The 24,313-nt window shown below is 60.1% G+C and carries 44 protein-coding genes and 1 tRNA gene; 21 read left to right on the forward strand and 24 right to left on the reverse strand.

From position 1 onward, the window contains the following. Nucleotide 1 precedes the first annotated feature (1 nt). The 21 genes from ACRARG_RS04600 to ACRARG_RS04700 form a co-directional block, all read right to left on the reverse strand. A complete protein-coding gene (locus ACRARG_RS04600; protein ID WP_432688815.1) occupies nt 2-670 on the reverse strand; it encodes a hypothetical protein in 669 nt (222 codons plus the stop codon). Nucleotides 671-710: 40 nt separating this feature from the next. After that, a complete protein-coding gene (locus tag ACRARG_RS04605) occupies nt 711-2,048 on the reverse strand; it encodes a DUF4055 domain-containing protein (protein ID WP_432688816.1) in 1,338 nt (445 codons plus the stop codon). Further along, on the reverse strand, nt 2,048-3,277 hold the full coding sequence (locus tag ACRARG_RS04610; RefSeq protein WP_432688817.1) for a PBSX family phage terminase large subunit: 1,230 nt from the start codon (nt 3,275-3,277) through the stop codon (nt 2,048-2,050). Before ACRARG_RS04610 ends, ACRARG_RS04605 begins: the two co-directional genes overlap by 1 nt. Next, nucleotides 3,258-3,686 (reverse strand): hypothetical protein, encoded by a 429-nt coding sequence (locus tag ACRARG_RS04615; RefSeq protein ID WP_432688818.1) that lies wholly within the window; start codon nt 3,684-3,686, stop codon nt 3,258-3,260. The genes ACRARG_RS04610 and ACRARG_RS04615 overlap by 20 nt, the downstream gene beginning before the upstream one ends. Next, a complete protein-coding gene (locus tag ACRARG_RS04620; RefSeq protein WP_432688819.1) occupies nt 3,676-4,293 on the reverse strand; it encodes a hypothetical protein in 618 nt (205 codons plus the stop codon). The genes ACRARG_RS04615 and ACRARG_RS04620 overlap by 11 nt, the downstream gene beginning before the upstream one ends. A gap of 187 nt (nt 4,294-4,480) precedes the next feature. Next, entirely contained in the window at nt 4,481-4,906 is a 426-nt protein-coding gene (locus tag ACRARG_RS04625; RefSeq protein WP_432688820.1) for a hypothetical protein, read from the reverse strand. Next, nucleotides 4,899-5,075: a hypothetical protein gene (locus ACRARG_RS04630; RefSeq protein WP_432688821.1), complete on the reverse strand. Its 177-nt coding sequence runs from the start codon at nt 5,073-5,075 to the stop codon at nt 4,899-4,901. Before ACRARG_RS04630 ends, ACRARG_RS04625 begins: the two co-directional genes overlap by 8 nt. Beyond that, nucleotides 5,072-5,293 (reverse strand): hypothetical protein, encoded by a 222-nt coding sequence (locus tag ACRARG_RS04635; protein ID WP_432688822.1) that lies wholly within the window; start codon nt 5,291-5,293, stop codon nt 5,072-5,074. Before ACRARG_RS04635 ends, ACRARG_RS04630 begins: the two co-directional genes overlap by 4 nt. Next, entirely contained in the window at nt 5,290-5,643 is a 354-nt protein-coding gene (locus ACRARG_RS04640; RefSeq protein ID WP_432688823.1) for a nuclease domain-containing protein, read from the reverse strand. The genes ACRARG_RS04635 and ACRARG_RS04640 overlap by 4 nt, the downstream gene beginning before the upstream one ends. Further along, complete coding sequence (locus ACRARG_RS04645) at nt 5,640-5,996, reverse strand: SLOG family protein (protein ID WP_432688824.1); 357 nt, start codon at nt 5,994-5,996, stop codon at nt 5,640-5,642. Before ACRARG_RS04645 ends, ACRARG_RS04640 begins: the two co-directional genes overlap by 4 nt. Then, nucleotides 5,993-6,448 carry a NinB/YbcN family protein gene (locus ACRARG_RS04650; protein WP_432688825.1) on the reverse strand — a complete coding sequence of 152 codons (456 nt, stop codon included), beginning with the start codon at nt 6,446-6,448 and terminating at the stop codon, nt 5,993-5,995. Before ACRARG_RS04650 ends, ACRARG_RS04645 begins: the two co-directional genes overlap by 4 nt. Beyond that, nucleotides 6,445-7,080: an RAD52 family DNA repair protein gene (locus tag ACRARG_RS04655; protein ID WP_432688826.1), complete on the reverse strand. Its 636-nt coding sequence runs from the start codon at nt 7,078-7,080 to the stop codon at nt 6,445-6,447. The genes ACRARG_RS04650 and ACRARG_RS04655 overlap by 4 nt, the downstream gene beginning before the upstream one ends. Continuing rightward, entirely contained in the window at nt 7,080-7,577 is a 498-nt protein-coding gene (locus ACRARG_RS04660) for a siphovirus Gp157 family protein (RefSeq protein WP_432688827.1), read from the reverse strand. Before ACRARG_RS04660 ends, ACRARG_RS04655 begins: the two co-directional genes overlap by 1 nt. Further along, on the reverse strand, nt 7,577-7,777 hold the full coding sequence (locus ACRARG_RS04665) for a hypothetical protein (protein ID WP_432688828.1): 201 nt from the start codon (nt 7,775-7,777) through the stop codon (nt 7,577-7,579). Before ACRARG_RS04665 ends, ACRARG_RS04660 begins: the two co-directional genes overlap by 1 nt. Nucleotides 7,778-7,834: 57 nt before the next feature. Beyond that, complete coding sequence (locus ACRARG_RS04670; protein WP_432688829.1) at nt 7,835-8,158, reverse strand: helix-turn-helix domain-containing protein; 324 nt, start codon at nt 8,156-8,158, stop codon at nt 7,835-7,837. Continuing rightward, nucleotides 8,155-9,069, reverse strand: coding sequence for a DUF7146 domain-containing protein (locus tag ACRARG_RS04675; protein WP_432688830.1), 915 nt, complete (start codon nt 9,067-9,069; stop codon nt 8,155-8,157). The genes ACRARG_RS04670 and ACRARG_RS04675 overlap by 4 nt, the downstream gene beginning before the upstream one ends. A gap of 23 nt (nt 9,070-9,092) precedes the next feature. Next, nucleotides 9,093-10,577, reverse strand: a complete 1,485-nt coding sequence (locus tag ACRARG_RS04680; RefSeq protein ID WP_432688831.1) for a DEAD/DEAH box helicase — start codon at nt 10,575-10,577, stop codon at nt 9,093-9,095. Between the two features lies 1 nt (nt 10,578). Then, nucleotides 10,579-11,076, reverse strand: coding sequence for a hypothetical protein (locus ACRARG_RS04685; RefSeq protein ID WP_432688832.1), 498 nt, complete (start codon nt 11,074-11,076; stop codon nt 10,579-10,581). A gap of 111 nt (nt 11,077-11,187) precedes the next feature. After that, nucleotides 11,188-11,499, reverse strand: coding sequence for a hypothetical protein (locus tag ACRARG_RS04690; protein WP_432688833.1), 312 nt, complete (start codon nt 11,497-11,499; stop codon nt 11,188-11,190). A 377-nt stretch (nt 11,500-11,876) separates the two neighbouring features. Further along, complete coding sequence (locus ACRARG_RS04695) at nt 11,877-12,329, reverse strand: hypothetical protein (RefSeq protein WP_432688834.1); 453 nt, start codon at nt 12,327-12,329, stop codon at nt 11,877-11,879. Beyond that, nucleotides 12,326-13,096, reverse strand: a complete 771-nt coding sequence (locus ACRARG_RS04700; RefSeq protein WP_432688835.1) for a hypothetical protein — start codon at nt 13,094-13,096, stop codon at nt 12,326-12,328. Before ACRARG_RS04700 ends, ACRARG_RS04695 begins: the two co-directional genes overlap by 4 nt. A 237-nt stretch (nt 13,097-13,333) precedes the next feature. Here ACRARG_RS04700 and ACRARG_RS04705 point away from each other — a divergent pair, with 237 nt between their 5' ends. The 20 genes from ACRARG_RS04705 to ACRARG_RS04795 all read left to right on the forward strand — a co-directional run bounded on the left by ACRARG_RS04705 (nt 13,334) and on the right by ACRARG_RS04795 (nt 20,425). Beyond that, nucleotides 13,334-13,687, forward strand: coding sequence for a helix-turn-helix domain-containing protein (locus tag ACRARG_RS04705; RefSeq protein ID WP_432688836.1), 354 nt, complete (start codon nt 13,334-13,336; stop codon nt 13,685-13,687). 426 nt (nt 13,688-14,113) lie between these two features. Beyond that, nucleotides 14,114-14,542, forward strand: a complete 429-nt coding sequence (locus tag ACRARG_RS04710; RefSeq protein ID WP_432688837.1) for a tellurite resistance TerB family protein — start codon at nt 14,114-14,116, stop codon at nt 14,540-14,542. A gap of 278 nt (nt 14,543-14,820) precedes the next feature. After that, nucleotides 14,821-14,967, forward strand: coding sequence for a hypothetical protein (locus ACRARG_RS04715; protein ID WP_432688838.1), 147 nt, complete (start codon nt 14,821-14,823; stop codon nt 14,965-14,967). A 46-nt stretch (nt 14,968-15,013) separates the two neighbouring features. Then, nucleotides 15,014-15,304 (forward strand): hypothetical protein, encoded by a 291-nt coding sequence (locus ACRARG_RS04720; RefSeq protein ID WP_432688839.1) that lies wholly within the window; start codon nt 15,014-15,016, stop codon nt 15,302-15,304. Beyond that, nucleotides 15,301-15,642, forward strand: coding sequence for an XkdD/Y8K6 family phage-associated protein (locus ACRARG_RS21555; RefSeq protein ID WP_511261974.1), 342 nt, complete (start codon nt 15,301-15,303; stop codon nt 15,640-15,642). Before ACRARG_RS04720 ends, ACRARG_RS21555 begins: the two co-directional genes overlap by 4 nt. Nucleotides 15,643-15,894: 252 nt before the next feature. Continuing rightward, complete coding sequence (locus ACRARG_RS04725) at nt 15,895-15,981, forward strand: DUF551 domain-containing protein (RefSeq protein ID WP_432691315.1); 87 nt, start codon at nt 15,895-15,897, stop codon at nt 15,979-15,981. Continuing rightward, complete coding sequence (locus tag ACRARG_RS04730) at nt 15,978-16,133, forward strand: hypothetical protein (protein WP_432688840.1); 156 nt, start codon at nt 15,978-15,980, stop codon at nt 16,131-16,133. Before ACRARG_RS04725 ends, ACRARG_RS04730 begins: the two co-directional genes overlap by 4 nt. A gap of 13 nt (nt 16,134-16,146) precedes the next feature. Beyond that, a complete protein-coding gene (locus ACRARG_RS04735; RefSeq protein WP_432688841.1) occupies nt 16,147-16,494 on the forward strand; it encodes a hypothetical protein in 348 nt (115 codons plus the stop codon). After that, entirely contained in the window at nt 16,491-16,700 is a 210-nt protein-coding gene (locus tag ACRARG_RS04740; RefSeq protein ID WP_432688842.1) for a hypothetical protein, read from the forward strand. The genes ACRARG_RS04735 and ACRARG_RS04740 overlap by 4 nt, the downstream gene beginning before the upstream one ends. Nucleotides 16,701-16,779: 79 nt before the next feature. Further along, a complete protein-coding gene (locus ACRARG_RS04745) occupies nt 16,780-17,298 on the forward strand; it encodes a hypothetical protein (protein ID WP_432688843.1) in 519 nt (172 codons plus the stop codon). Beyond that, the gene (locus ACRARG_RS04750) at nt 17,298-17,600 is read left to right on the forward strand and encodes a hypothetical protein (RefSeq protein ID WP_432688844.1); all 303 of its coding nucleotides are present in this window, start codon (nt 17,298-17,300) and stop codon (nt 17,598-17,600) included. The genes ACRARG_RS04745 and ACRARG_RS04750 overlap by 1 nt, the downstream gene beginning before the upstream one ends. Nucleotides 17,601-17,625: 25 nt before the next feature. Next, complete coding sequence (locus tag ACRARG_RS04755) at nt 17,626-17,799, forward strand: hypothetical protein (protein ID WP_432688845.1); 174 nt, start codon at nt 17,626-17,628, stop codon at nt 17,797-17,799. After that, nucleotides 17,796-18,068, forward strand: coding sequence for a hypothetical protein (locus tag ACRARG_RS04760; protein ID WP_432688846.1), 273 nt, complete (start codon nt 17,796-17,798; stop codon nt 18,066-18,068). Before ACRARG_RS04755 ends, ACRARG_RS04760 begins: the two co-directional genes overlap by 4 nt. Further along, nucleotides 18,065-18,265, forward strand: coding sequence for a hypothetical protein (locus ACRARG_RS04765; protein WP_432688847.1), 201 nt, complete (start codon nt 18,065-18,067; stop codon nt 18,263-18,265). The genes ACRARG_RS04760 and ACRARG_RS04765 overlap by 4 nt, the downstream gene beginning before the upstream one ends. Next, nucleotides 18,258-18,833, forward strand: a complete 576-nt coding sequence (locus tag ACRARG_RS04770) for a hypothetical protein (protein ID WP_432688848.1) — start codon at nt 18,258-18,260, stop codon at nt 18,831-18,833. The genes ACRARG_RS04765 and ACRARG_RS04770 overlap by 8 nt, the downstream gene beginning before the upstream one ends. Next, nucleotides 18,833-18,973, forward strand: a complete 141-nt coding sequence (locus tag ACRARG_RS04775; RefSeq protein WP_432688849.1) for a hypothetical protein — start codon at nt 18,833-18,835, stop codon at nt 18,971-18,973. The genes ACRARG_RS04770 and ACRARG_RS04775 overlap by 1 nt, the downstream gene beginning before the upstream one ends. Next, nucleotides 18,970-19,155: a hypothetical protein gene (locus ACRARG_RS04780; RefSeq protein ID WP_432688850.1), complete on the forward strand. Its 186-nt coding sequence runs from the start codon at nt 18,970-18,972 to the stop codon at nt 19,153-19,155. The genes ACRARG_RS04775 and ACRARG_RS04780 overlap by 4 nt, the downstream gene beginning before the upstream one ends. A 2-nt stretch (nt 19,156-19,157) precedes the next feature. Continuing rightward, the gene (locus tag ACRARG_RS04785; RefSeq protein ID WP_432688851.1) at nt 19,158-19,352 is read left to right on the forward strand and encodes a hypothetical protein; all 195 of its coding nucleotides are present in this window, start codon (nt 19,158-19,160) and stop codon (nt 19,350-19,352) included. A 2-nt stretch (nt 19,353-19,354) separates the two neighbouring features. Continuing rightward, the gene (locus ACRARG_RS04790) at nt 19,355-19,585 is read left to right on the forward strand and encodes a helix-turn-helix domain-containing protein (protein ID WP_432688852.1); all 231 of its coding nucleotides are present in this window, start codon (nt 19,355-19,357) and stop codon (nt 19,583-19,585) included. A 108-nt stretch (nt 19,586-19,693) separates the two neighbouring features. After that, nucleotides 19,694-20,425, forward strand: a complete 732-nt coding sequence (locus ACRARG_RS04795) for an NUMOD4 domain-containing protein (RefSeq protein ID WP_432688853.1) — start codon at nt 19,694-19,696, stop codon at nt 20,423-20,425. Here the strand turns inward: ACRARG_RS04795 and ACRARG_RS04800 are convergent. The 3 genes from ACRARG_RS04800 to ACRARG_RS04810 form a co-directional block, all read right to left on the reverse strand. Beyond that, a complete protein-coding gene (locus ACRARG_RS04800) occupies nt 20,422-21,387 on the reverse strand; it encodes a tyrosine-type recombinase/integrase (RefSeq protein WP_432688854.1) in 966 nt (321 codons plus the stop codon). The genes ACRARG_RS04795 and ACRARG_RS04800 overlap by 4 nt on opposite strands. Before the next feature lie 141 nt (nt 21,388-21,528). After that, nucleotides 21,529-21,604, reverse strand: a tRNA-Thr gene (locus ACRARG_RS04805). Nucleotides 21,605-21,643: 39 nt separating this feature from the next. Next, nucleotides 21,644-23,329 (reverse strand): ABC transporter permease, encoded by a 1,686-nt coding sequence (locus tag ACRARG_RS04810; protein WP_432688855.1) that lies wholly within the window; start codon nt 23,327-23,329, stop codon nt 21,644-21,646. Nucleotides 23,330-23,428: 99 nt separating this feature from the next. On the opposite strand from ACRARG_RS04810, the gene ACRARG_RS04815 reads away from it, so the two are divergent. Continuing rightward, nucleotides 23,429-24,301: a hypothetical protein gene (locus tag ACRARG_RS04815; protein ID WP_432688856.1), complete on the forward strand. Its 873-nt coding sequence runs from the start codon at nt 23,429-23,431 to the stop codon at nt 24,299-24,301. The last annotated feature ends 12 nt before the right edge of the window (nt 24,302-24,313 follow it).

The following is a 24,313-nucleotide window of genomic DNA, read 5'->3' on the forward strand; positions in this document are numbered from 1 at the left end:
TCTATTTTTCAGGGAGGTCTGCCAGTGCAGGAACCTTGTCGATCAGAGCGTTTCCGCCCTTGCCCGTGCCTTTGCTTCCCGGAGCATCGCCACCAGTGGGCGGGGTAACGAAGTCTTTGCCCTCGCCAGCGGACCAGCGTTTGACATGTTCGGAAAGCTGCATCGGCCCCATGTCTGTCTCGACGAAGGGCTTCCCGTCCTCACCTACCTTCACAGACGACGACAGCATGTCTCGCGCCGCCTTCGCATAGAGGGGTTTGGTCACGCCTGCCGCGTTCAGAGCGTCCGTCAGATCGCGCTCCACGGCGTTTTTCCGCGCCGTTTCCTGCGATGCCTCGAATTTGCCTTTCCACTCGTCGCGATCGGCTTCGAGGGTCTGACGCAGCTTGATCAGCGCGGCCTCATCCGGCTTGCCGTCCTTCAGCTTCGCCCACTTGTCGGCGTCGAAGTCATCGGGGAAGGCATCGGTTTTGGCCTTGAGCGCATCGCGCTCCTGCACAGCGGTCGCCTTGTCGGCTTTCACGCGCTCATATGCGCTCTTAAGGTTCGCAACGTCGGGGTGATGATCCACGCCTTCGATTTGCAGGATGAACTTACCATCCGTTTCGGCGTAGAGGGATTTGACAGCATCATCGAGGCCGTCTAGGCTTTCCAGCACGGTTTTGAGCATCGCTCAGTTTCCTTTTGTGGGGATGCGCCATCGGCGCGGGTTAGAGGCTGTCAGCCCCTGCGAATTCACGCCCGCTGATGAGCGCGTATTCCTGTTCTGCGTCCCGCTCGGGCGACATAACGCCACCCTTTTGCAGACGCTCGTAGAAGGTTTCCCAAGACATGCCGCCATCAACGACAATCGCCCACAGGGCAGATACCTCTGCCGCATCCATAGTTGGATCCAGCAGATCGGCAGGCGGCTTCACGATGACTTCCGCCTCATTCAGGCCCAGCATCATCGCGATACCCCGCAGGCCCCGCTCCAAGAGGGAGCAAGATACCTGCGCTACTGTCATCAGGTTCGCCGTCTCGGACTGAAACCGCATCTTGCGGGCGTTGCCGCTCTCCTGCGCCTGCTGTGATTGCTCAAACAGCCGTGCGCCGGATTGAACGGCGGTTTCCTTGTTCGTCTCCATTGCGCTTTGGTGCGCTTCAATGCCCGCACATGTTGGGCTGACGTATTTCAGATCGGGCTGCATTTGCTCCGATCCATGCATTTCGTGCACAACGCCCGCGCCGACCGCCTTGGGGGCGTCGCCGTTGATCGCGACAAGCGTTTCCTGCCCGCTCATGTAGAGTTGCAGCCGCCAGTCAGCCGAAAGCTGATAGATCGCCTTTGACGCCCGCGCCACGCCGACCAGAGGTGGCGTTTCAATGTCCGGGCCAATGTCCTTTGCGGATGCCACTGTGAACGGAACGCGCGAAAGGGAGCCACCGCCAAGCGCACCCGGCGTCACGTCGTTTTCCGCGCCGTCCTGATAAATCGTCTGGGTGTAAGCCCCGTCCGCCATCGACAGCACCCGATAGCGGCTCTGGTGGGTCCAGTTGAAGCCATCTCGAACCATGCCGCTCTCGTCCAGCACGTAGAAGTCACGATCCCAGTTAATGACGGAGGCCCCGGAATACCCGGCAAGGTAAGGATCGCCGCCGCCCTCTGGCGCATCCGCAAGAACACCGTAGCGGCCCGAGATAAGCAGGTTGCGTGTGATTTCCTTGTGGAAGTCCACCAGCGTTGTACGGTCGCCGTCCGCGTTCTCATGCAGGAACGTCATCGCGTCCGGCAGTTCTATCGTGATTTCGCGCTGATGCACGATGCCAACCATTGCGCCGGCCGTGATCGCCATGATTTCGGGAAATTGGGCGCGGTCTTTATATGCTCGATAGGCCGCTTCGCCGTTGTCGCTGTGCCCGCCTGCGGTGCTGTAGCCCGAAGGTTTCGGCAGATAGGTTTCCCCCGCCTGTTTTACCGCACCCTCCCCCTGATACGCATCCGCGCATAGCTGCCAGTCAGCAATGCGCGCGGTGGTATATTTGGGGTGTCTCGTCTCTACGCTCATCAGTACATCCCGACCACGTGTGCTGTCTTGGTTTCGCCTCTGTGCTTGATCAGAGGTGCCAGCGCGTACCGAACCATGTCGGGCGCGTGGTTGTCCGCATCCACAAGCTCAGGCAGGATGTCTCCTGCGGCGTTGACCTTGTGACTGTAGAGGCGAAAGTCCTTGATGCTGCCCTTGCAGCGGGGGTGGATGACGATTTCCCGGAAGCTACGGAGAAAGCGAACGCCTTCGATCACGCTGCCCGGCCATTTCTTCACCGGCTCAATTCGCGGCATACCATTCCGCCGCGCATAACTGATTGTTTTCGGCTCTGCACTGTCTGCCCGCGTCGCGTAGCTATGAAAGTCCGGTATGCGATCCGCGATGAAGCCCGCCATCCCGTCGATCTCCACGCCAGCGCCGTATGCCTCGTATTCGATCCAGACACGATCATCGTGAACCCAGACACGACCCGCCGCCAAAGGATCGGGGCGAAAGCCAAAGTCCACGCCTTGATATGGGCCATCCCAGTCCTTGCCGGGGGTAAACTCCTGCACGTGAACCTTGTCGCCGAACACCTGACGGTCGCTGTTGACCAGATAAGCACCTTCCCAAACATGGGCGTAAGTGCTGGGGTCAAGGCGTTCTTGCTCCCGCTTCCGCAGGTCTTCCATCAGCGGCGGAAAGAAAGGGTTGTCCGCCCAGTCTACATGCGCCCCGATGCCGTTCTCAGGTGGGTGCTGCACAAACCGGCTATCAACCGGGCTACCTTCATCGCGCGGGTTCCAGATTCCCCACAGTTCAGACTTGGGCTTTCTGAACACCGTGGCTTCAAGAGCCAGCCAGCTTTCCTCAGGCACGTCTTCGGCCTCTTCCACGATTGTGAGGTCGATCCCAGCCAGGGACTTGATGCTTTGCGCGTTCCGCCGCAGCCCGCGAAAGATGAACTGCGTTCCGTTCTTACCCTTGAGGTAGTCGACACCCACATCGTAGGCCGCGTCTAGCCAAGGCTCAGATGCGATGGCCGCTTTCAATTCCGCGTGGAAGCTCTCGGCGATACTGACTTGGAACTCACGAGCGCAAAGAATTCGCAGAGGCTCCACCGCGCCCCATATTGCCGCGACCTTGGCCGCGCCGAATGACTTTCCAGACCCCCGACCACCTTTCAGCCAGCGATACTGGAAAGCCCCGCGTGGCTGCGCGAAAACCTTGGTGATCTTTCGCGGAAGCTCAACCCTCGCCGTCTGCATCCACGCCGACAATCTGGATGACCGCTGGCATCTGAGGCGACATGCTGCCGTCACTCGACTTGTGATCAACGGTCGCCAGCTTCGAATGCACGTAGGGCGCAGCCTTGTTCGCAGCATCCAGCCTCATAGCCGGATCGTTATCCTCGTCACGCATCACTTGGAGCATGTGCTCCAGTGGCGTCAGGCCGCTTTCCTTGATCGCTTTGCGCTGCGCTTGGGTTGCCTTGTTCGGCACACCCTTGGGTCGGCCAGCGCCCGGACGCTTACCGCCTGCAGGCATGTTGATTTCTCCTGATATTTTTTCAGAGAGGTGATTGGTGGATAAGCAATACGCCCCAACCATCCGGCGGGGCGCAAAATCGCGTGCGATTATATTTTGCCGTGCGCTGACTATGTTGTCAACGGCCATTCGCCACAAGCGCTTGAAGACCTTCCCTGATGAGGTGGATCGGCGCAGCCTCATCCGCAACACATGCCCGCTTCATGGCCCACAGCGTTCCTGCGCTGCACTTGCGCAGAATGCGCTGATCGGCGTCGTGCGCCGCCTTCGCTGCGATTGCCGCCTTGATCCGGTCTGGCCTGCTGCCGCCCGTGACCTCTCCGTAGTTCGCGATTTTGGGTGTCACGCGGGGCAGTCCGTTGAGGGATGAGTAGCGCAGATATCTCTCGCAGTAGTCCTGCCCTGCGGCAAGCTGCTGGTCGGTGATGTGCTTGTCTGCCCACAGACGCCCTAGGACCGACCCTACAGCGTCAAGTCGCTTTTCGCGCACCTCTTGCTTGGAAACGGGCTTGTCGTGCTTCTCGCGCCATTTTTCAGGCCTCTTAGGCTCCTTGAACGGGGTACGATGCATTCGCCTTGCCTTCAAGACGGTTTGTGTCGGCCCCTCTTCGAACTGAGTGCGCTGCTCGCGGTCTTGATTTTCCGCCAGCGCGGTCGCTGACCGGGATAGCTGCCCGGATGACGTCCGCTTGCCCTGTTTTCGGTTGTGTCCGCCTCTGCGGTCGCCCTTGCCCATCTGCTCTGTCCCCTTGGTGGTTATTCGTAGTTGCTGCCCTTCTGCCCCGGCTCATTTGAGTTGGTGCAGGCGTGATCGTGGTGTTTGGCCTTAGGGCATCGCTTGTTGCCGCATTCAGGGCAGACGCGAAAATATGGGTAGTCTGGCCAACAGTGAGAGCATGGGCATCTTTCGGCTGGGATTATCATCACTCCCCCTCGATGTCTGAGGCTTCGAATTGCCAGTCATTCAGCAGGCCAACCGCGTCCGCGATACGGTCTTCCGTCCACTTCTTTTGGGCCATGTTTTGCGCCTGCGCCCAAATGGATGTGCGACTGTCTTCCGCTGCCACGATGATCAAAGCCACATCGTCGGCGGATACCCTCTTTCGGATGTGATAGAGGGCGAAATCCGCATTGCTGTTGAATTCGATACTGGTCTTTTCGGGTGATGCGTTTCCCCGGACCCCGGCGTCTTTTGTTTCGCTCTGCCATCCGTCCGTGGCCCCGCTGACAGGTGAACAGCAGTGACAGCACTCAGCGACACCATCTGAGAACAGGCGGAACGAGCTGCATCCGCAGTTGCAGACCCACACCCTGCGCTGTGGTGAGATATCAACGATGTTGTCAGTCATGCGCTTCCTCCGCTGTTGCGATTACCGGGGTATAGGGCTTCCCCGCATCCGGGCTTTCGCGGCGAGGGAATATGCCCATGTCCTGCGCCACGCGGTCCAGCGTCAGGCTTCCGCAGGTCCATGCGTAGCGGGCGACAAGTGCGCGGGTGCGGAATTCATCTTCGGTCATATCACCCTCCACGTCGGCAGGTCCTTTTTGCCGTCCTTCACCATGTCGCGCTGTAGCAGCCGGGACTTCGCCATGCCGTCCAGCACGGTCTTGAGGGCTTCGGGCTGAAACTTCCCGTGGCCCTTCATGCGGGTCATCATGTCGTCCAGTGTGTATTCGCGGCCCGGCTTCATGGCGTCCAGGATGAGGCGTTCGGCGGGGTTGCGGGGGCGGGTCATGTGCGGATCACTCCATCGGCTTCCTGCGCCATCAGGGTTTCACCAAGTGCGCGGAGAAGGTCGTCATAGCCAAAGGTTGCGTCGTTGCGCCGTCCGTCGATCACATCGTGACAAGCGGAACAGGCGAACACCGCCAGCATGTCGTTTGGCTTCTGTGCGGTCCCGGCCCATCCGAAATGACGAAGGTGCGCAAGGACGGTCGTTTCCGGGTCATGGTTGCAGCAGTCGAGGCGTAGGGCGCACCGCTGGCCCCGTGCGTTTTCCCGGAGTGGGTGGCGCTGCGTTTTGGGCTTGGCGGGCTTCTGGCCCTTTTGGAAGATCGGGCGTCCGGTGTTGATTGCGAAGGTCATTCTGATACCTCGATCACCTTGAATCCGCGTTCCTTGGCCTGCTTGACCATGTTCGCTGTGCCACGACCGCCGGGAAAGGCCACGACCAAGTCAGGCTTGCCCTCATCCAGCATTCTCTTGTTCCTAATCGGCCCTGCGGCGCGTCCGTGCGCATTCCAGTCGGCCTGGAAGGGCAGGTGTTTGCAGTTCGGCAGCATGTCGGCGACGATCATGGCTTGAGTATCAACGCCAGTTGCGGCGCCGTGGATGATTGTGCACGGCTCATCCATCGGGATGATTTCTTGCAGCTTGTTCCAGACCAGTTCGGATAGGCGTTCGTCGCAATGACGACTTCCGCAGACGAGAATTCTCATGCCGCCCTCCCCTCGTATCCGCGCAGCTCCGGGTCCGTCAGGATCACGCCAAGCTCCCGGTAATCCCGCTGCATCTGGTCCATGTATTCCGACAGTTGCTTGACGCTCATCCGCCGGGTGAATGGTACGTCCAGAACCCGCACGGCCTTGAGTTTGGCCGCGTGGTTCAGGCTGTCGAAAATGTAGCCGAACGCGCTTTCCCACTCTGGATCATCGCGGGCGAGAATGGGCCTGCCATACGCCAGATTGCAGTGGGCTTTGACCTCCGCTGCCGTCTGGCCAATCAGCGCCCGCTCTATGTCGCCAAACCAGCGGTGCAGGAGGCGGTTCTGCTGCTGCGTCCGCGCCTCCTTGGCCTCTGTGATCGTGACCAACGCGTCGTCGGGAGCGTCATTGATGAGGGTGTGAGCGTAGCGTCTTTGCACATCGCCAGTGAGAACGGCCTGTTTCAATGCGTGCCCTCCGGTGCTTGGCTGAGAAAGGCCACCCGGTCGGTGTGCGCTTTCGTAAGCTCGCCCTGCATCGCGGGATGCAGCTTGCCGAACGCTTCTTCGGTGGCCGGGTGCTTCCAGATCCTTTCCAGTTCCGCCAGATCACGGGCTTTAGAGAGCGCATTCTTGATCCGGTCGCGGGTTTCGGCAGGATCGAACGGCTTTTCTGGCGTGCCGACATTCTCCCGGCTCTTGTCGTAGAGGGCGAGGCCGAAGGGGTTGCCGAAGGTCATCAGCGCCCGCTTCATCGCGTCGGTCTCTGCCTCCTTGAGCGCGCTTTCGTGAGCCTGCCCCACGTCCTTGTCGATCCCTTGCCCAAAGCCGCAGCCATCCCGGACGACGCCCGCGACAGTGACGCGGACGCGGGCCATGTACTCCACTCGCATCTTTCCGCCTACCTCGCGAGGATCGCCAAGCTGGCGCAGTTCGAGAGTTTCGCGGGTCCACTCTCCAAAGCCGAAGATGCGATTGGCCTCTGCTATGGCGTGCCAGCCCTCAACATACGAAACGCTCCCGCCGCCCTGCGACCGGCTCTTAACGTGCGAGGGGTCCAGCTTCTTGGACAGCTCTGCGGTTGCTTTGTCCCAGTCCATCACTTCGTCCTCAGGCTGATCGTTTCATCACCCGTCACCAGCTCTGCGCCGGGAATGGCTTCGCCCGCTTGCAGGGCCTTCTTGATCGCCGCCTTGTCGGGCGACGTGGTGGTAACCGTGAGCTGCGACGGGATTGCGGCCTCATCAGTGATTTTCAGGGACACGCCACCCGCACGGCGAGACACAGTCGCCAATGGCCGCTCCAGCTTCTTCTCGCCAGTCGCCCTGAGGATGGAGAGGATTGCGCGCTTCTGGGCATCGGATCGGGCAGCAATCCGTCGCGCTCTCTCAGAAATATCCGCCGCCTGCACCTTTGCCGCCTCAGACAAAGCTTTGTCGTCCAGCGCCTTCCGCAGAAGGTGGTCCACCAGATCGACGGCATCGGTTTCTCCGTCCAGGCTGTCCCAGAAGGTTTCGCCGTCGAAGTCCTCGCCGAGCATGTCCCGCAACTCCGCAGAGACGCGCTCGATCAGTTTCAGGTCTGCACGCACGTTCATCAGCGGAACTCCCCTGCATTGGCCCGGTCGAGGGCTTCACGGATCAGCCGGAACACGCGCGCCGGAATGGGGGCCTCGTCGCTCTCCCGCTGGTCCTCAAGGAACACCGTGCTGATGGCGAGGCGGATTTCGCCCTGTGTTGGGTTGTAGAACGGCACTTGCTCCGATCCGGCGGTTTGAATTACACGTTGGTCAGTCATTGGCCCCTCCTTTGGGCTGGTGATGTGACTGGCGCGGGATGCAGCCCGCGTCGGTCGTTAAATTTCGGAAACTGCCCACACGCCGCGCTCGATCATCTTGACCGATCCCTGGCGGCGCATGTCCTGAAGGCGCGATGAGACAGAAGGGCCGGTGCGGCCAAGCGCCTCCGCTATCTGCGAAACGATCATCGGCCCCCTTGCCAATAGAAGGCTGTGGATTTGCGCCTGAGCCTCGCTCGTTTTTATGGTCGCAATTGGCCTGCCTTCACGGGGCATGTGATCCTTGTTAGCGATTACAGAGCGCGCCTCTTTCTGCATCAGCCGGGCAAGTGCCGCCTGCATTCTCAGGCCTTCTTCTCTGGTGTAGGTTGCAAGCATCATGCGGCTTTCTCCTTGTCGTGCTTCAGCAAAACATCATTCCAATCCGTTCCGACCTCGGGCGGAATGTGAACCGTCACGCGGATACCCTTTACGGCCAGCTTGTGAGCCAAGCCCCACGCTGCCGCCTGTCCGCCAAACTTCGGATCGTTGTCCCCGAAAATCGCGACCTCCTCACATCCTTCGGGCGGCGTCCACTTTTTGAGGATTGAACTGTTGATCGCAGCCCAAACAGGCATCTGGTACAGGGCCGATGCGGACATTGCCGTTTCGATGCCCTCGGCAATTCCGAGAGGCCCGCCAGACACGTATTTGCAAAGCTGAATGCAGGCACCGTCGGGCAGCTCACCCGGCATCATCTTGCGCGGCGATGCCATTTCGGCCTTAGCCTTGCCGTCAGGCCGCAGAAAGGTCCGATGCATGGAAACCGGCGCGCCGTCCGGCCCGTGAACCATCGCCACCATGCAGGGCCGCAACCCACCTTCACCGTCAGTCAGCTTCGGGGCGAACCGCAGCGCGTCAGGGTAAATCAATTCGTCCACGCCACGCGCCTCAAGATAGGCGTGCACCAAGTCGCCGGGAGAAACCGAACGGGTAGCCTTGTAGGTGTCGCGCAGCACCTCGCGCTTCGTCTGTTCCGTCATCGCAGGGCGGGGCGTCTCCGGCTTCAGATTGCCCACCATGCCGTCGATGATATTGGCAACTTCGGAGAAGGATTTGCCGGTGTATTCGATTGCCAGCTTCATCCCGTCTCCAGCGGAACAGGTGCAGATCCACGTTCCCCGACCGTCCTTGTCGTCGAACCGGAAGTTGTCCTTGGAATTGCAAAGCGGGCATGCGCCGTGCTTGTTCTTGAGTGATGCCTCCGGCACCCCAAGCGTCATAAGGATGCCGCGCCATTTTCCCCGTGCCACGTCTGCCGTGCGATTGTGAAACATCACGCTGCCCCCTGCTTTTCTTTGGCTTTTGCGTAGGCAATCCGCCTAGACTTTTCGTAATTCAGGAATGATTGGCTTGGTGAGGCACGGACCTCAGACAAGCCCCGAGGCCAACAACTGAACCTTTTTCTGTAGAGGTTCGCCGCCCAACCCGGCTTGTAGCCACGCTGATCAGCCATCCAGAGAGCCATCGAATAGAACCGCTGCTTTTCGGCTTTCGTCGCCTCAGGCTTCTTGTTCGGCGTCAGCTCGACCAATTCGCCATCAACCGTTTCAACGCCCGCCACCGGCTTGCGCTCATGGCCGCAGAATGGACACGTCAGGCCAGTGTGCAGCGCGGCGCAGTTGGCGCACTCCTTGGGCAGCTTTTCGGCCTTCTCGCGCGGCTGGCGCTCACCCGGTTCCGTCTTGTCCAGCGTGTCGTGGTGAATATCCGTCACCAAGCCGTTACGCAGGCTGTTTCCAGCATGATCGAGGATCAGCAAATCTTCCGTACCAGGATTGATCCGAAGCCCGCGCCCGATTTTCTGGACGTGCAGCATTTCGGATTTCGTCGGGGCCGCGTCGATGATGCAGGACACCGGCCAGTCGATCCCGGTTGTCAGGGTGCGGACGGAACAGGCAATCTTGACCTCGCCCGCCCGGAATTGACGTTCAATCAGGGACCGCTCCACCGTGTCGGTGAAGGCATCGACGTATGCCGTTGAAACACCCGCCCGTTCAAATTCCTCGGACAGCGCCTTGGCATGAGCGCGGTTCACGCCGAACAGCAGTGTGGGCCGGTTCTCGCCCTTCTCAAGCCATGTCTCGACAACCGACGCCATCAGCGCCTTGCCTTCCATGACCTCAGCCGCGCCGTCCTCGGCATAGTCCCCGGCACGGGACGCCACGCCAGACAGATCAGGCACGTCAGGGGCGAACGCCCGGAATTGCGACAGATACCCGCCTTCGATCAGATCACCGATGGTGCAGGGGATAACCAAATCCTGCCAACGGCGACCCATGCCCTTTGCCCAAGGCGTTGCGGACAGGCCGATGAAATAAACATCCTCGCGCTCATCCATCATCGTTTCGATGACCTTGGACCGCATGTGGCATTCGTCCACGATCACCAGAGCCGCATCGGGGATTTCCCGCTGTGCCAGAGTTTGGACCGATGCAACCTGAACCCGTGCCAGAGCATCAGTTCTCGGGTGCTTCGCCTGCATCACGCCAATGTCGCGGATGCCCTCGTTCTCGAAAGCCGAAACGGTCTGGTCGATCAGGCTGATTGCCGGTGCGGTGAAGATCACCCGGTTACGCTTCTCCAGAGCGCCTTCGATGATCTTGGCAGCGGTGAGCGTCTTACCGAAGCCTGTCGGCCCTTGGCAGACGACACGGCGGTTTCCCCTTACCAAGGATTGACGGATCAGATTGATCGCCTTGGACTGGTGGGGGCGAAGGGTTTTCGGGGCCGATCCCGTTTGAGAAAAGAGATCGAACATTTCAGCCTTCCAATTCTTGGCTAGGGAAGGTGATGATATTGTTTATACGGGGGCTCATTTTGACCCACCCGCGAGTAGGCTCATTTGACCCACCGTTTACGAAATCGCCGGGAATTTTCGACCCACAGAAGGCAAAAAGGGCCACCGTATCGACGGTGTATTCTGTGGCTTTCCCCCGCAATCCGTGCAGGTGTGCTTCTGCATTGATCACACCAGCGTCACGCATTTTCGCCAGCGTCCGCTTCACAGTGATGACGGCAACATCTGCCCGCTTCGCAAGTTTCTTGCGGCCCGGATGAACGACGCCCTTTGCCCGGTGCTTGAACCAGTGGTTCACGAACGCCAAAATCACGTCCCGCTCTGACTTGGTGAACGGCCCTTTGCGGATCGTGGCCCGTACAAGACGGCGAAACGCGGCTTCCTGACTGTCTTTGAATTGCTGGCGATCAGCGTCATTGATTTGACGCACAGAATCGCTATATTTCCCATCAACGGGCATAGCTCGAACCTCCTCAGTAGGTCGTTATGTCAAGAGCCGGGGATGACGCGCCAACGTCGCCTCGGCTCGTTTCGTTTATAGCACTTTTTGCCTTAGAAACAAAGGATTTCATCACGAAATCTGCCCTCTAAATTGGATGCCGCAGGCTTCCAGCGCCTCGGTCACGTTGTGGACAACAGCCACTTGGCCGCGCCATTCGTCATGCCATTTCGGCTGGTGGTCCCCGCGCAGGTTCTGGCGTTGCTTCGATACGCCCACCCCCTCCGGTTTCACTTCCAGCAAGAAATTTTGCCCCTGCCAGCCACAGAGAAGATCAGGGCATCCGCCCCCTACTGAGTGCAGTGGCTGCACGGACATGCCGATGCCGCGAAGCTGTTCGACAAGTTCGCGCTGATTGGCGTCAACCTTCGCAGCCCTACGCATCTCACCCCCATGCCCGCATAAGCGCCAACGTGGCCCGCTGAGCGGCCTTGTTGGCGTAGTGGATGCCCCGGCTGTCCCGGCGGCGCTGTGCGTCTGCTAGGCGCGTCAGGGCGGCTTCCCGGGCCTCTGTGAGGGCGGCAATGTCAGGCTGTGCGATGACAGGGCGAAAAAGTCGGGTGAGGAAGGTCATGCCACCCCCCGAACAAAAAAGGCGGCACCCCCAAGGGAGGAGGAAAAGGGAGTGCCTCCAGTTGCCGCAAGCGACCCGCCTGAGGACGGGGAGGTAACCGGTGAGAGGCCCGGGCTTGCGGTGGGGGAAATGGCTGTGCCAGCGCGATAGGCGCGGGCGGCGTAAGCGGGGGTGTGGTGTGTGGGGGTCATGCGGCCCCCGAAAGCTGACCTTCCGCTTCCAGAGCGTCAGCGTGTTCAAGGCGGGCTTTGCCGGATTTGCGCAGTTGTGCGACGTTCCATGCGCGTTCGTCAGCGGTCAGGTCGCGGCGCAGCTTGTAAACGGGTTCCTCGCCTTGCTTTCGCGGCAATGGATAGCGGTCCTGCAACTGCCCAGAGAAAGCGGTGCCAAGGTCAAATTCGCCTTGCCGCACATATGCCTCGCCTTCATCACCATCAGCATCTTTTCGACGGGCAAGGAATACGCGAGCCATGTGCTTCAAGTGCTCAAGGCTGGCATATTGGATATGCGCCTCCTCATCGCCCACACAGAACGCCTCAAATACCCGGTGGGCCAGACCGGAGGGGGCAACAATTACGGCTTCGGAAAAATAGCCGTACTGAACAGCCATTTCGGACATAATGCGCTGGTGCTGGTTCATGCGCGAACCTCCATATTTTCGATGAAGTCGCGGACCAGAGGCAGCAGCCGCTTAACGTCAGCCCGCATGGGTTCAGTCATTTCGGAAAGCAGATGATCGGGGTCGGCACTCAAGATGCCGTCGCGCTCGAAGTCCTTTAGCCTGCCCCAAATCCAAAGCGCCTTTGGGTCCATGACCTTCTGCGGCTTCGGTTTTGCAACCTCCCGGCGCAAGGCGGCGCGGGTCGGCTCCTCACCGCGTTCGACCATGTTGTCGATAGCCCGCTGGATCGTGCCGGGCTCTTCGCGTTCGGCATCCCGAAATTGGCGGGCTTCGTAGATTTCGTCGCGGCGAAGCCCAAGGTCGGCGGCAGTGCTAACGTTGTGGTCCTCAACCTTACCATGCTGATTTCCGCGACCACCCGATGTGGCTCCGTGACCCGCAACCTCACCCCGCTCCTGCGCCGCGTCGTACTCTTCCGCCAAGCGCATTTCAGCGCGGGCGCGGATCGCCAGAGCGTTCGCCTGCGCCCGGTGAACCTCCGCGACGAGGCTATCATGCGCCTTCTTGGCGCGAGCCATTCGGGCGGTGCTCTTGGCTGCGTCATAGACAACCCGCGCAAGGTCACGGGCCTCAAGCACCTCCGCACTGTCCTTTGCTGCCAGCAGCGCATCAGCAGCACGCTGCACCATCGCCGGTAGGGCGTCTGGCGAATTTTTCTGCACTGCCGCACCTTGATTGCTCAAATCGGCGTGATCATGTTTTTGTGCGAGGCGACCTTCGAGCATCAGGAAGCCCTCCGATCAGAGGGGGCGCTGTCAGACGAAGGAGACGGATCGTATGGCTTTATGCCAAAGACTTCATCTGGACACTCAATGCCCTTCTCGGCGGCGAGGCCGCGAACTATCGAAACCCACGATGCCGGGAACCTCTTGCGGTCCGCTACAGCGTTGCTCACAGCAGTTACGCCAACGCCAACCGCGTCTGCGATCTGCTTGCGCCCAATGGCGTCTGCGATATCTCTGATGGCTGTCATGAGCGCATCATATCCACATTTGGTGGATCACTGCAAGACCACAAATGGTGGTTTGCGAAAAAACCCACTTCCGGTGGATTATATGGCCATGACAGACGCGCCATACATAGAGATAGGCCAAAGGCTTAAAGCTATCCGAGAGGGGTTCTCAGACCTCAGCCAAAAGGATTGGGCCGCCAAGCACGGGTTCTCCGTTACCCAGTACAACAACTGGGAAAAGGGAACGCGGCGCATCACTGTGGATGATGCAGAGCGTTTAGCGGATACTTACGGGCTTGATTTGGATTTTATATATCGCGGCAGGCGGTCAGGGTTGTCTGAGAGGGCGTCAAACGTAGTTTGATCGCACCGCCCCATGTGGGACACGACGTGATCTAGCGGGCAGTTCAACGTGTCTGCAATTTCAATCATACGGTCCAAACGCTGGTCCACTACCTTCATATCAATACCTCCTGGCAGCATCTGGAACATAAGGTGAACGGGGAAAAAATGAAAGCCGCGACACTTAGACGATTCTTAACCATGAAGGCTTTTTGACACAACATATTGTTTTCCACTGATTCGGAATCAAGATGTTGATATCTCCTCCGATCACCTGTTTGCAGCCTTTAAGAAACCGTCACAGAACAGTCGCTTAGACTGTGAATATCAAAATAATCCACTATCTGTGAATTTTTATCTTGATGCTCCACTTTTTGTGGATTACCTTCACCCCCACAAGCCGCCGTAAGCGCTGCACCCCGCACCGCTAGGCTTGATGGAGAGTTGAATGCTCAAGATGCTGAAAGAACGCATGGCTGGCGGCGCGAACCGCCTGCAAGGCCGCACGGACCTTCTCGAATCTGTTTGCGCCTCCGCAGCGCTCGTCGCCGCTGCGGATGGCTCTGTTGATGACAGCGAAATCGAGGCCACGATCAAAGCGGTTACCGCAAATGAGGCGCTAAACACCGCGTTCGACGCCCGCCAGATCGAAGGTTGCATGCAGCGGATGCTCGATCGCGCTGGAGGTGGTCGCGTCGGCCAGATGAACCTCATGAAGGAACTGGACGATATCGCGGGCAATACCGACGACGCCGAAATGACCTTTCTGACCGCGCTGGATATCGCGGACGCGGACGGCGAGGTCGACGCTTCCGAAAAAGCGATGATCGACAAGATCGGCAAGCGCCTCGGCCTCAACCCGTCCAACTACCTCTGATGGATTGGCTCCGCGCTCACGTACTGGCGTGGACAACCTCTGCGGCGGCGACCCTAACGCTGGCGCAGATGGTGGCCCCAAAATTCATGGACTGGATTTTGGACTTCATAGTCGTGGGCCTCGTCTACCTCGCCGCCAAGCTTGCGGCTTTTCAAGAAAACGGGAAGCGGCAATAGCCGCCTCCCCTACAACCCGCCGAGACGCACAGCAGATCGCGGCACCACGCCGGAAGGCAAAGAGGGGAATGAGAGATGAATCCTGACCAAGCAGCCAGCCAAATGGAACGTGAAGAGGGCCGACTTGCCGAAGACTTGGCAAACGGCCTGATCAGCCAAGCCGATTACAACGCGGAAATCCGAGAGATGCAGCGCGAATACCGTGATCTCGCCTTTGAGGCCGCGCGGGAAGAATTCGAACGCTGGTAACCCCCGCGCCCTTGCGGGGGCGCTCCTAACCGAAGGAGCAAGACAGATGACCCTCCACATCGAAGAGCAAGCCGAATTTGAAGGCGACGGCGGGCAAATGATCGTCGGAACCGCAGTCTACAGCACCGCATGGAGCGGCGGCACCTTGGACCTCTGCGAACTGGTTTACGTCAAGATTGGCACGCTCAGGTTGTACCGCTGGCAGATGATCGACGCGCTGGACAAGGCGACCGTTGAACGGATCGAGGAAGGCGTTGCGGAGGAACTGATCCTCTCCGCCTTCCCCGCTGGGGACGCTGCGGATCGGGCATGGGATATGGGGTGGGCTGCGGAATGAGTGGGAAGCACACACCGGGGCCTTGGCGAGTTGTCATAGACGACGACGGAAACCCGCTATCCGGGCGTCCGAGCGTCATGTCATCCGAAGAATTGGACTGCGGAATTGTTCACTGGGATGGGTTTGTTCAACCCTATTGGCGAAGCGCGAGGGGTGACGAAGAAATCCACGCGAATGCCCGCCTGATCGCCGCCGCACCCGACATGTACGACGCGCTAAAGTGGGCGGAAGATGAACTTGCGTCCTACGCGCCGGACCCGACCTGCAGAAGTAAAGTCACGGATGACGTTCTTAAGCGCATCCGAACCGCCCTAGCCAAAGCGGAGGCCACCCAATGACCCTTATCACCGCCTTCACCGACAGCCCCCGCGCTGTCTTCTACGTAGCCGCTCTGATCGCCCTTGTGGGTGTCTGGGCGCATGTCTGGGGAGTGTGAGGGGATGGAGTGGCAACCGATTGATACCGCGCCGAAGGAAGAAGGAATTCTCCTGACAGACGGTGGCGGCATTGTCGCAATGGGCGCTTGGTTCGACGGAAACTGGTGTTTCTGGGAAGGGGACCACGGCGATGTGTTTTGGCCAGAGGAAGGAATGCGCGACCTGTGCGCTGAACTGAATTACTGGGTCAAGCCTTACGGCCCCACCCACTGGATGCCTCTTCCGAGGCCTCCGAAATGACCCCCGCCTCCCACCGCTACCTGACAGCCCGCAACGCGCCGCAGATGCGCCGTGACGCCGTAACCGAAATCTGGACCCGCCGCCGTGCCGTTGTGCTTGTCGCGACCGTAGCCCTCGCCGTGGTGGCGGGGGTGTGCGGATACCAAAGCTAACCCGGAGGCCCAAATGGTCACCGTCATAGGATCGTCAACACCGACCGCCCGAAAGTCGCACCGCTGCGATAGCTGCCTGCGCGAGATCGCAGCCGGAACGGCATATCGCCGGGCGAGGTGCGTAGACGGCGGCGAGGCGTGGACATGGAAGACCCACCTAGCCTGCCAGAAGGCTGGTGAAATCCTCTGGGACCGCGACATCAGCGGCGAAGAGGACTGCCTGCTCAACGTCTGCGACATGGACCACGAGGATCGAGAAATGATCTACGCCGCCGACCCCGAGACATTCCACGAGGTCTGGCCGGACCGTCCCGCGCCCGGTCAGCCGAAAGAAATCAAGAAAACCCGGAGATACCCATGACCATCCGCATGACCCCCGAAGGCCAAGGCGACACCCGCCGGGCCGCTTTGACCCAAGCCAAGCGGGTTTGTCGCCTGCTGCTACAGGAGCGCACCGGGCCGATGAACGTCACCCTCGCCCAGGTGCCCCCGGCCCTGCCCGCCATGCCGCCCCTGGTGGACGCGCCGCGTGATCGTGACCCGGAGGTTATCAGATGCCTGATGTGAAGCCCTCGGGTTGGTGGATCCTGCCGTTAGCTTTTCTCAGCTGTCTCTTTTGGGCGGCGATCTTTTGGAGTGCGCTGTGATGACCGATGAACTGATTGAAGCGATCAAGCGCGACCAGCTTACGTTCGAAGCGGCAAGCCGAGATGGGGCCTCGGAAGAGGCTGGGTATTTGTTGTTCCGGCGCAAAGGGCGCTTTGAAGAAATGGAATCCTGCATCCTTGCCTACGCCGACCGGATCGAGGCGCTTGAGGCGAAGGTGGCTGCGGCGGATCGGTTGGTATCGAATCTCGAAAGCTACAAACAAGCGGAATCGGCCGCAGACGACACGGCCTCGCCAGACGATTACGAGTTTGTCTTTGAAGTCTGGGAAGAACTGGAAGCCGCCCTCGCCGCCTACCAGTCCACCCCCACCCCGCGCGACCCTGTGCGGGAGGCTGCGCCGGAGCTGCTGGAGGCAGCAAAGGCCCTGCGTGATGACATGCTGACCCGTGCCCGTATCGACCGCTTTGGAGACGAAGAACGGCGCATCGTGGCCGCTGGAAATGGTGCTTGGATTGGGTTCACCGCCGCCATCCGCCGCGCTGAGGGAGGTGAGTGATGCCCAGCATGACAACCGTAAAATGCCACAACAAGAAGTGTGGCAAGGAATTTCAGGCGCGAACTGCTGACGTAAATCGGGGATGGGGCAAATTCTGCTCCAAATCCTGCAAGGCAAAAAAGCAAGGCCGACTGCCTGCATCAAAAGAAACCAGAGCCATGTGGCGAGATTTCAACCGCGAAGAACGCAAGCGCAAGGATCAAGAGTTCTGGGATCAGATGGATGAGCATGAAGCCATCATGGATGACCTTGGCGAAACCGCCGACGACAAATGGGGCGATAGCGGTGTCTACAAATACTGACCGCCGCCCGCAAGGAGACCGACCAATGACCGACACGACAGCGCCGGAGCGCGAGGCCGGGGTCTACACCGCCCGAGGCGTCCACGAACTGCAAACGATGGTATCTTGGCTAGCCGTCGAGGGATTCCGGATCGTGACCGTGATCGACCCTCAGAATGGCGACTATTATGTCGTCGCACAGAAGGAGACGAAGGCATGACGGATATGCCGAAATATGACCCCTCCGACGTCAGCCTAAAGAACTCGGTCTGGCACTATATGGACGCCGAAACCGTTGCCGGTTACGGCCCGTGGGTCCGTCTCGTGGACTTCGACGCCCTCCCATCCGAGCGCGATGCTCTGGCGGCAAGGGTGGAGCGGCTGGAGGAGGCTTTGAGCCGGATCAAGGATCATTACACCGACACGGGATTGGCCGCAAAACACATGGCCGCAATCGCCCGCGCCGCCCTACAGGAGAAGCAGGGATGAACAGCTATCAACAAGAGCGCGCGCTTTGCATCCTTCACAATATGGCCGTCGAGCGAACGGGCTGGCGCTCATTTTTCCGCAGGTGGTGGATCAGTGACGAACCTCTGCGGAACGACGCGGCCAACCTCATCAGGGAGATTGGCTATCACCAGAAAAAGCCGATGAACACCCGTCTTGTCGGAGATGCCTATGACTGACCCCCGCACCCACAACGCCGCGATAGATGCGGCGATCCACAAGATCGACAACTTCCTGATGACTAAGACCGCCCTGCCGGTCGAGAGGGTCGTTGATGCAAAAGCTGCTTTGTCGGCCCTCCGCCTCCCCGAGGACAGCCAGCCCGAACCCGCAGAGGGTGCGCCAGGGGTGAAGCCTCGATACTTCGCGCTGCAGTCCGCAACCGGCGCTCATGTCGGCATGTGGGACGATGGGAAAATCGCCGCTCTTGCTCACGCGAAAGAACATCCTGACGGTGAAATAATCGAAATGGTGCCTCTCTCCGCCCTCACGTCCAGCGGGCCGAGCGTGGAAAAGTGGCAGCCAATTGAGACCGCGCCGAAAGACGACACCCCTCATATTCGCGGTACATGGATATGCGATTTCGGGGGCCGACCTACCTACTGGCAGGCCGACAGTGGGTATCTGACTGAATACGGATATTTTGTTAACTACGAGGGGGAGGAATTCTCTTTCCGCCCGTCCGACTACTCGCACTGGACGCCTCTTCTTGCCCCGCCCCTCGCCAGCGACAAGGGGGCGGTGTGATGACCGACAAATTCGCCCAAAAGCGCGCCATGATCGTGACCCGGTACATTGACTGGCAATGGCATTTCCCGCTGGGCCGGACGATGTGGGCGCAATGCCCGCAGACAGGCCGCGTCGTGGATTTCGGGAGGATCGAATGACACCCCGCTACGGACGCACCCGCATCGGCAAAATCCGCAACGCCTACGACGACCTTCGGGACGCCATTCAGCGCCGCGATCTGGAAGCCGCAGAGACCGCCCTTGAGCGCTACGAGCCGTGGGCCAGCTACGTTTTCGAAAACCACCATTGCCCCGAGTGCGGGCGGAAGGGGGAGGGCTGACGATGACACAGCTAAGCGAAACCCAGAAAACCCTTCTGAAGCTCCGCATGGCAAAAGCCGTGGCCGATCTAAACGAGGTTCTGGCCGATACATACCGGCATGGCATGTTCGCCCAGATCCACGCCGCCGGAGATAGCGAACGCCCCACGGTGTCTGTCGAAATGCGGAACCCTGTTGAAATGAAGTTCGAGGGCTGACGATGGGTGCGCCGATCAACATAGCCACCGACGCCACCATGCGCGACATCGCCAACCGGCTGGCCCGCATGGAGGAACAACTGCGCCGCCTGTCCCCGCCGGAGGAATGGCAGACCGTCCAGAAGGCCGCTGAGGCACATGGCGTATCCACGGCCACGGTCAATCGCTGGGTGCGCGACGGACGATGGAAGGCGAAAGGCTGCGGCAAGATGCGTCGGGTTCGACCGTGCTAATCCAGCCGCTTTGCCAAGTCCTCCGCGCTTTCGTCGTAGTAGGTCATGAGCATCTTGCTGCCACTCTGGCACAGCGGTATAGTTACCGCATATTGTCTAACTAGATGGATGATCCGTATGGAGGCTTGGAAGGGAATAGATGGCTGGCCCGCATACGAGGTGAGCAGCACTGGTCGCGTTCGATCCTTGGATAGAACTGTAGTTACCTCTCATGGGGTCAGGAAGAAATTAAAGGGCCGCGTGCTCAGGCAAAACAAAAACGGGTCCGGTTATTTCCAAGTGGTGCTTTCAAGCGTAGAGAAATCGCACAACGCCTTTGTTCACAGGCTTGTTGCGCTGACATTCTTAGGGCAACCGAAGGAAGGAACAGAGGTTTGCCACATTGATGGAGATAAGCACAACAACCGGCTTGAGAACCTTAGGTACGGTGATCGGGCTGCCAACATGGCCGACTGCAAGAGACACGGGACGACAGCTTTGGGGGAACGGAATCCTAGTGCCAAAATCACCGTATCGGATGTATTGTATATTCGCAACAATTTTGACGGAACGGCGCAATCTCGGAGTGAATTGGCGGAAAAATTCTCCATATCCTCAGCGCAATTGTCAGGCATATTGATCGGAAAGTTTTGGCCGCACTGCGGAGGGCCGATACGAAAGAAAGCGCCGAAGCATGGCGAAAGACCCGGAAGCAAACTCACCGAAGAGGATGTTAAGGAGATTATATCCGAAATGAATTCAGGGGGGATGAGATCAAAGGTAGCTGTTCGCTTTGGTGTGTCTCCCTCCTGCATTACAAAGATTATGAAGGGGCTGACATGGGCGCACCTACCCCGCTAATCTAAGCGACGTGCAATACTTTCGGCAGTCTCTCGGTAATAGTGTTTGATTAGCATATTTAGGTCGCGATGCCCAAGCATTCGGGCCAACTCCAACGGGTTTAGCTTCTTGCTCAACTGAGTGGCGGCACAGGCGCGGCTATCATGAAATGTTAGCCCCTCGATGCCCGCCCGATCCCTCACAGCCCGCCATGATGCGTCCAAGTCGCGAGACGTGATGGCAAAGAGCGGATCGGCAGGGGGAAGCGCCCGCAGCAGCCGCACGGCCTCAGACGACAAGGGCACGTCGCGCGGGTCGCCGTTTTTCGTGCGGGGCAAATGCGCGACACGGGCCGAGTAATCCACATTCCCCACCGTCAGCCCGACAATCTCGCCCGCTCGCATCCCCGTCTCGATGGCAAAAAGGAAGGCGTGAAACGCCCGGGCACGTGCGTGGGTCAGGTCGTCACCGGCCACCAGTCGCAGCCGGTCCAACTCGTCCGCTGTCACAAGCCGGTCGCGCCTGGGCGGCTGGGCAGGGCGCCGAACGCCCTTCATCGGGCTTTTGTCCAGCATGCCCCATTCGCGGCGCGCGACAGAAAACACCGACGAAAGCAGCGTCATTTCCCGGATGACCGAACCGGGCGCGACCTCTTTCAGCCGGTCTTCTCGCCACTTCGCGATATCCTCGGGCTTGATATCGCACATGCGCTTGTCGCCGAGATCGCCCTTGCCGATCTTTTCCAGCCGGATTGCCTCCCAGCGATAGCCCTTCTTCGCTGGGGAAACCTCCCGCGCGTAACGATCCAGCACATCCCGAAGGACCGCCTTGGATGACGCCCCGGCCCCGCCTAGAATCGCGGCCTCTTCGCTATTTGCCCAATCGCGGGCCTCTTGCTTAGACGCGAATACGCGCGACTTTCGGACGCCCTTCCGATCTATGAGCGCCCGCCACTTCTTTCCGTGCTTGATGATACTGGCCACCGAATCCCTCACGCTGCGTGATGCGTGAGTGAATTGAGTGCACCGCAGTGCACCGGGGCAATCCGATATGCACAGCTTTTGGCTCATATCCACATGTTTTGCACCGAAATGTGCCAGAATGAGCCGATATGTTCTGAAAGTTGGTGCCCCCACACGGACTCGAACCGCGGACCTACTGATTACAAATCAGTTGCTCTACCAGCTGAGCTATAGGGGCATGCCTGAGGCGGCTGTCTAAGCGCTTCGATCGGGGCGATCAAGTGAATTTCGGTTCCGCATTTGCACGAACCAGCAGCGCCACGGCCATCAGCCCGACCAGCATCACGAGAATGGCCCCCGGCGCGGCCAGCCCCAGCTGTTCAAGACTGGCCTGATCGTGCACCCGCGTGGCAAGCGTATCGTAATTGAACGGCCGCAGCAGCAGGGTCGCCGGCAGTTCTTTCACGCAGTCGACAAACACCAGCAGCATGGCGGAGGCAAGCGAGCCCCGCATCAGCGGCGCATAGACCTCGCGCAGGACGCCGCCCCGGCTCCGGCCCAGCGACCGCGCCGCCATCGGCAGCGACGGCGAGACCCGGCCAAACGCCCCGTCCGCCGCCCCCTGCGCAATGGCAAAGAACCGCACCGCATAGGCCAGCACCAGCGCAAAGGCAGACCCCGTCAGAATCAGCCCGATGTCGCGCCCCGTCAGCGCCTCGACCCCGTCGGCCAGCGCATGATCCACACGGGCCAGCGGCAGCAGGATACCCACGCCCAGCACTGCGCCCGGCGCTGCATATCCGATTGTCGTGACCGGCATCAGCCGTCGCGGCAGCGGCTGCCCCGACAGATGCACGCCATAGACCAGAAACACCGCCGCCAGCACCGTCAGACCGGCCGCGATCCCGCCCACGGCGACCGTGTGCCACAGCGCCAGCAGCAGGCCCGGATCGGTCCAGGCGCCGCTATGGTCCAACGCATGGCTCAGGATCACGCCCGCAGGCAGGACAAAGCCCACGCAGATGGGGATCAGGCACAGGAGGGTTGCCATCCATCCCGCCCATCCCGACAGCTGCTGTCGCGCGACAGGCCGGTGCCGGGATGACAGGTTGTAGAACCGCGACCGGCGGCGCGACCGCCGCTCGATCAGGACCAGAGCGACGATGAGCAGCAGGATCACAGCCGCAATCTGGGCCGCGCCCGAGGCAGAATTGCTTTCCAGCCAGGTCGTAAAGATACCTGTGGTCAGCGTCTGCACCGCGAAATAATCCACCGTGCCAAAATCGTTTACGGTTTCCATCATCGCAATGGCCACGCCCGCGGCGATGGCCGGACGCGCCATCGGCAACCCCACCCGGCGGAACCGTGCCAGAGGCCCGACGCCAAGCGACATCGCGACCTCTTCACCGCCGCCCGACTGTTCACGCAGGGCCGCGCGTGTCAGCAGATAGACATAAGGGTAAAGCGCGGCCGACAGCACGATGATCGCAGCACCCAGCGACCGGATCTCGGGAAACCAGTAGTCGCGCATCGACCGCCATCCCATCAGGTCGCGCAGAAAGCTCTGCACCGGGCCGGCATATTCCAGGAAATCCACCAGCGCATAGGCGCCGATATAGGCCGGCACGGCCAGCGGCATCAGCAGGGCCGGCGCGATCCAGCCAGAGCCGGGAAACCGGTATCGCGCCACCAGCCAGGCGGCGCCGGTTCCCACCATCGCCGTCAGCAGCCCCACCCCCGCCATGAGCCAGAGCGTCGTCCGCAGATAGCGCGGCAGGGTTGTGCTCCACAGATGTGACCACAGTTCGAGACTGCTGGTATCGCCCTTCGGGCTGAGGGCAATCCACAGGACCGACAGGATCGGCACCAGTACCACCGCGGCAATGGCACATGCCCCCAATGTCCATGGTGACAGCCGCAAATGCCGTCGCGGCGCGGCCGGTGTGTTCTGAACGCTATCCATGTGAACCTGTTGCCTGAAACGGGTTTTCCTGTCCAGCCGATGCCTTATAGTCTGGCCGGACCGCCACGCCGCAATGACCCGGACAAGGATTGCCAGCCTATGCAGATTGCCCTCCATGTCGGCGCCCATTGCACGGACGACGGAAAACTGGCCGCGACACTTCTGAACAATCGCGAGGATTTTCTGGAACGGCGCGTGTCCGTGCCGCCGCTGCGTCGCTATCAGGTGCTGCTGCGCGAATCCCTGCATGCGCTGCTCGACGGCCCCCCTGCCCCGGAGGCGCATGAAATCCTGATGGATGCCATTCTGCAGGATGACATCGCGGATCGCGTCGTGCTGACCAATGAAAGCTTTTTCGGAACCCATCGCATGGTCATGAAGGAGGATCAGTTCTATCCGATGGCCGAACAGCGCATCGTCGATCTGCGCCAGCTTTTCCCGACCGAAGAGATCAGCCTGCATATGGCGATCCGCGATCCCGGCCCCTTCATTGCCGCAACGCATGCGGCCTCCGGCGCCTCCATGTCGGAAATACTCGACGGGACGGAACCGGCCCGGCTGCGCTGGTCAGATCTGATTACCCGGATCCGGGGCGTGGCGCCCGATATGCCGATCACCGTCTGGTGCAGTGAAGACAGCCCGCTGATCTGGCCCGAGATCATCCGCGACATGGCCAGCCTGCCCGTCGGCGAAAAGATCAAGGGCGGGTTCGATCTGCTCAAGGACATCATGTCGCCCGAGGGGATGAAACGCTTCCGCACCTATTTCAAGGCGCATCCCGTCATGGCCGATCACTACAAACGACGGGTCATGATGGTCTTTCTGGACAAATACGCCCGCGAAGAGGCGATCGAGGATGATGTCGAACTGCCCGACTGGCCGGCAGAGATCTTCGATTTCATCTCCGACGCCTATGAACAGGACCTTGACGTGATCGAGGCCATTCCGGGTGTGACGCTGCTGTCACCCTGAGGGCCGCGACGG

It is taken from the genome of Pseudooceanicola profundi, assembly GCF_050897955.1.
Classification (GTDB): domain Bacteria; phylum Pseudomonadota; class Alphaproteobacteria; order Rhodobacterales; family Rhodobacteraceae; genus Pseudooceanicola.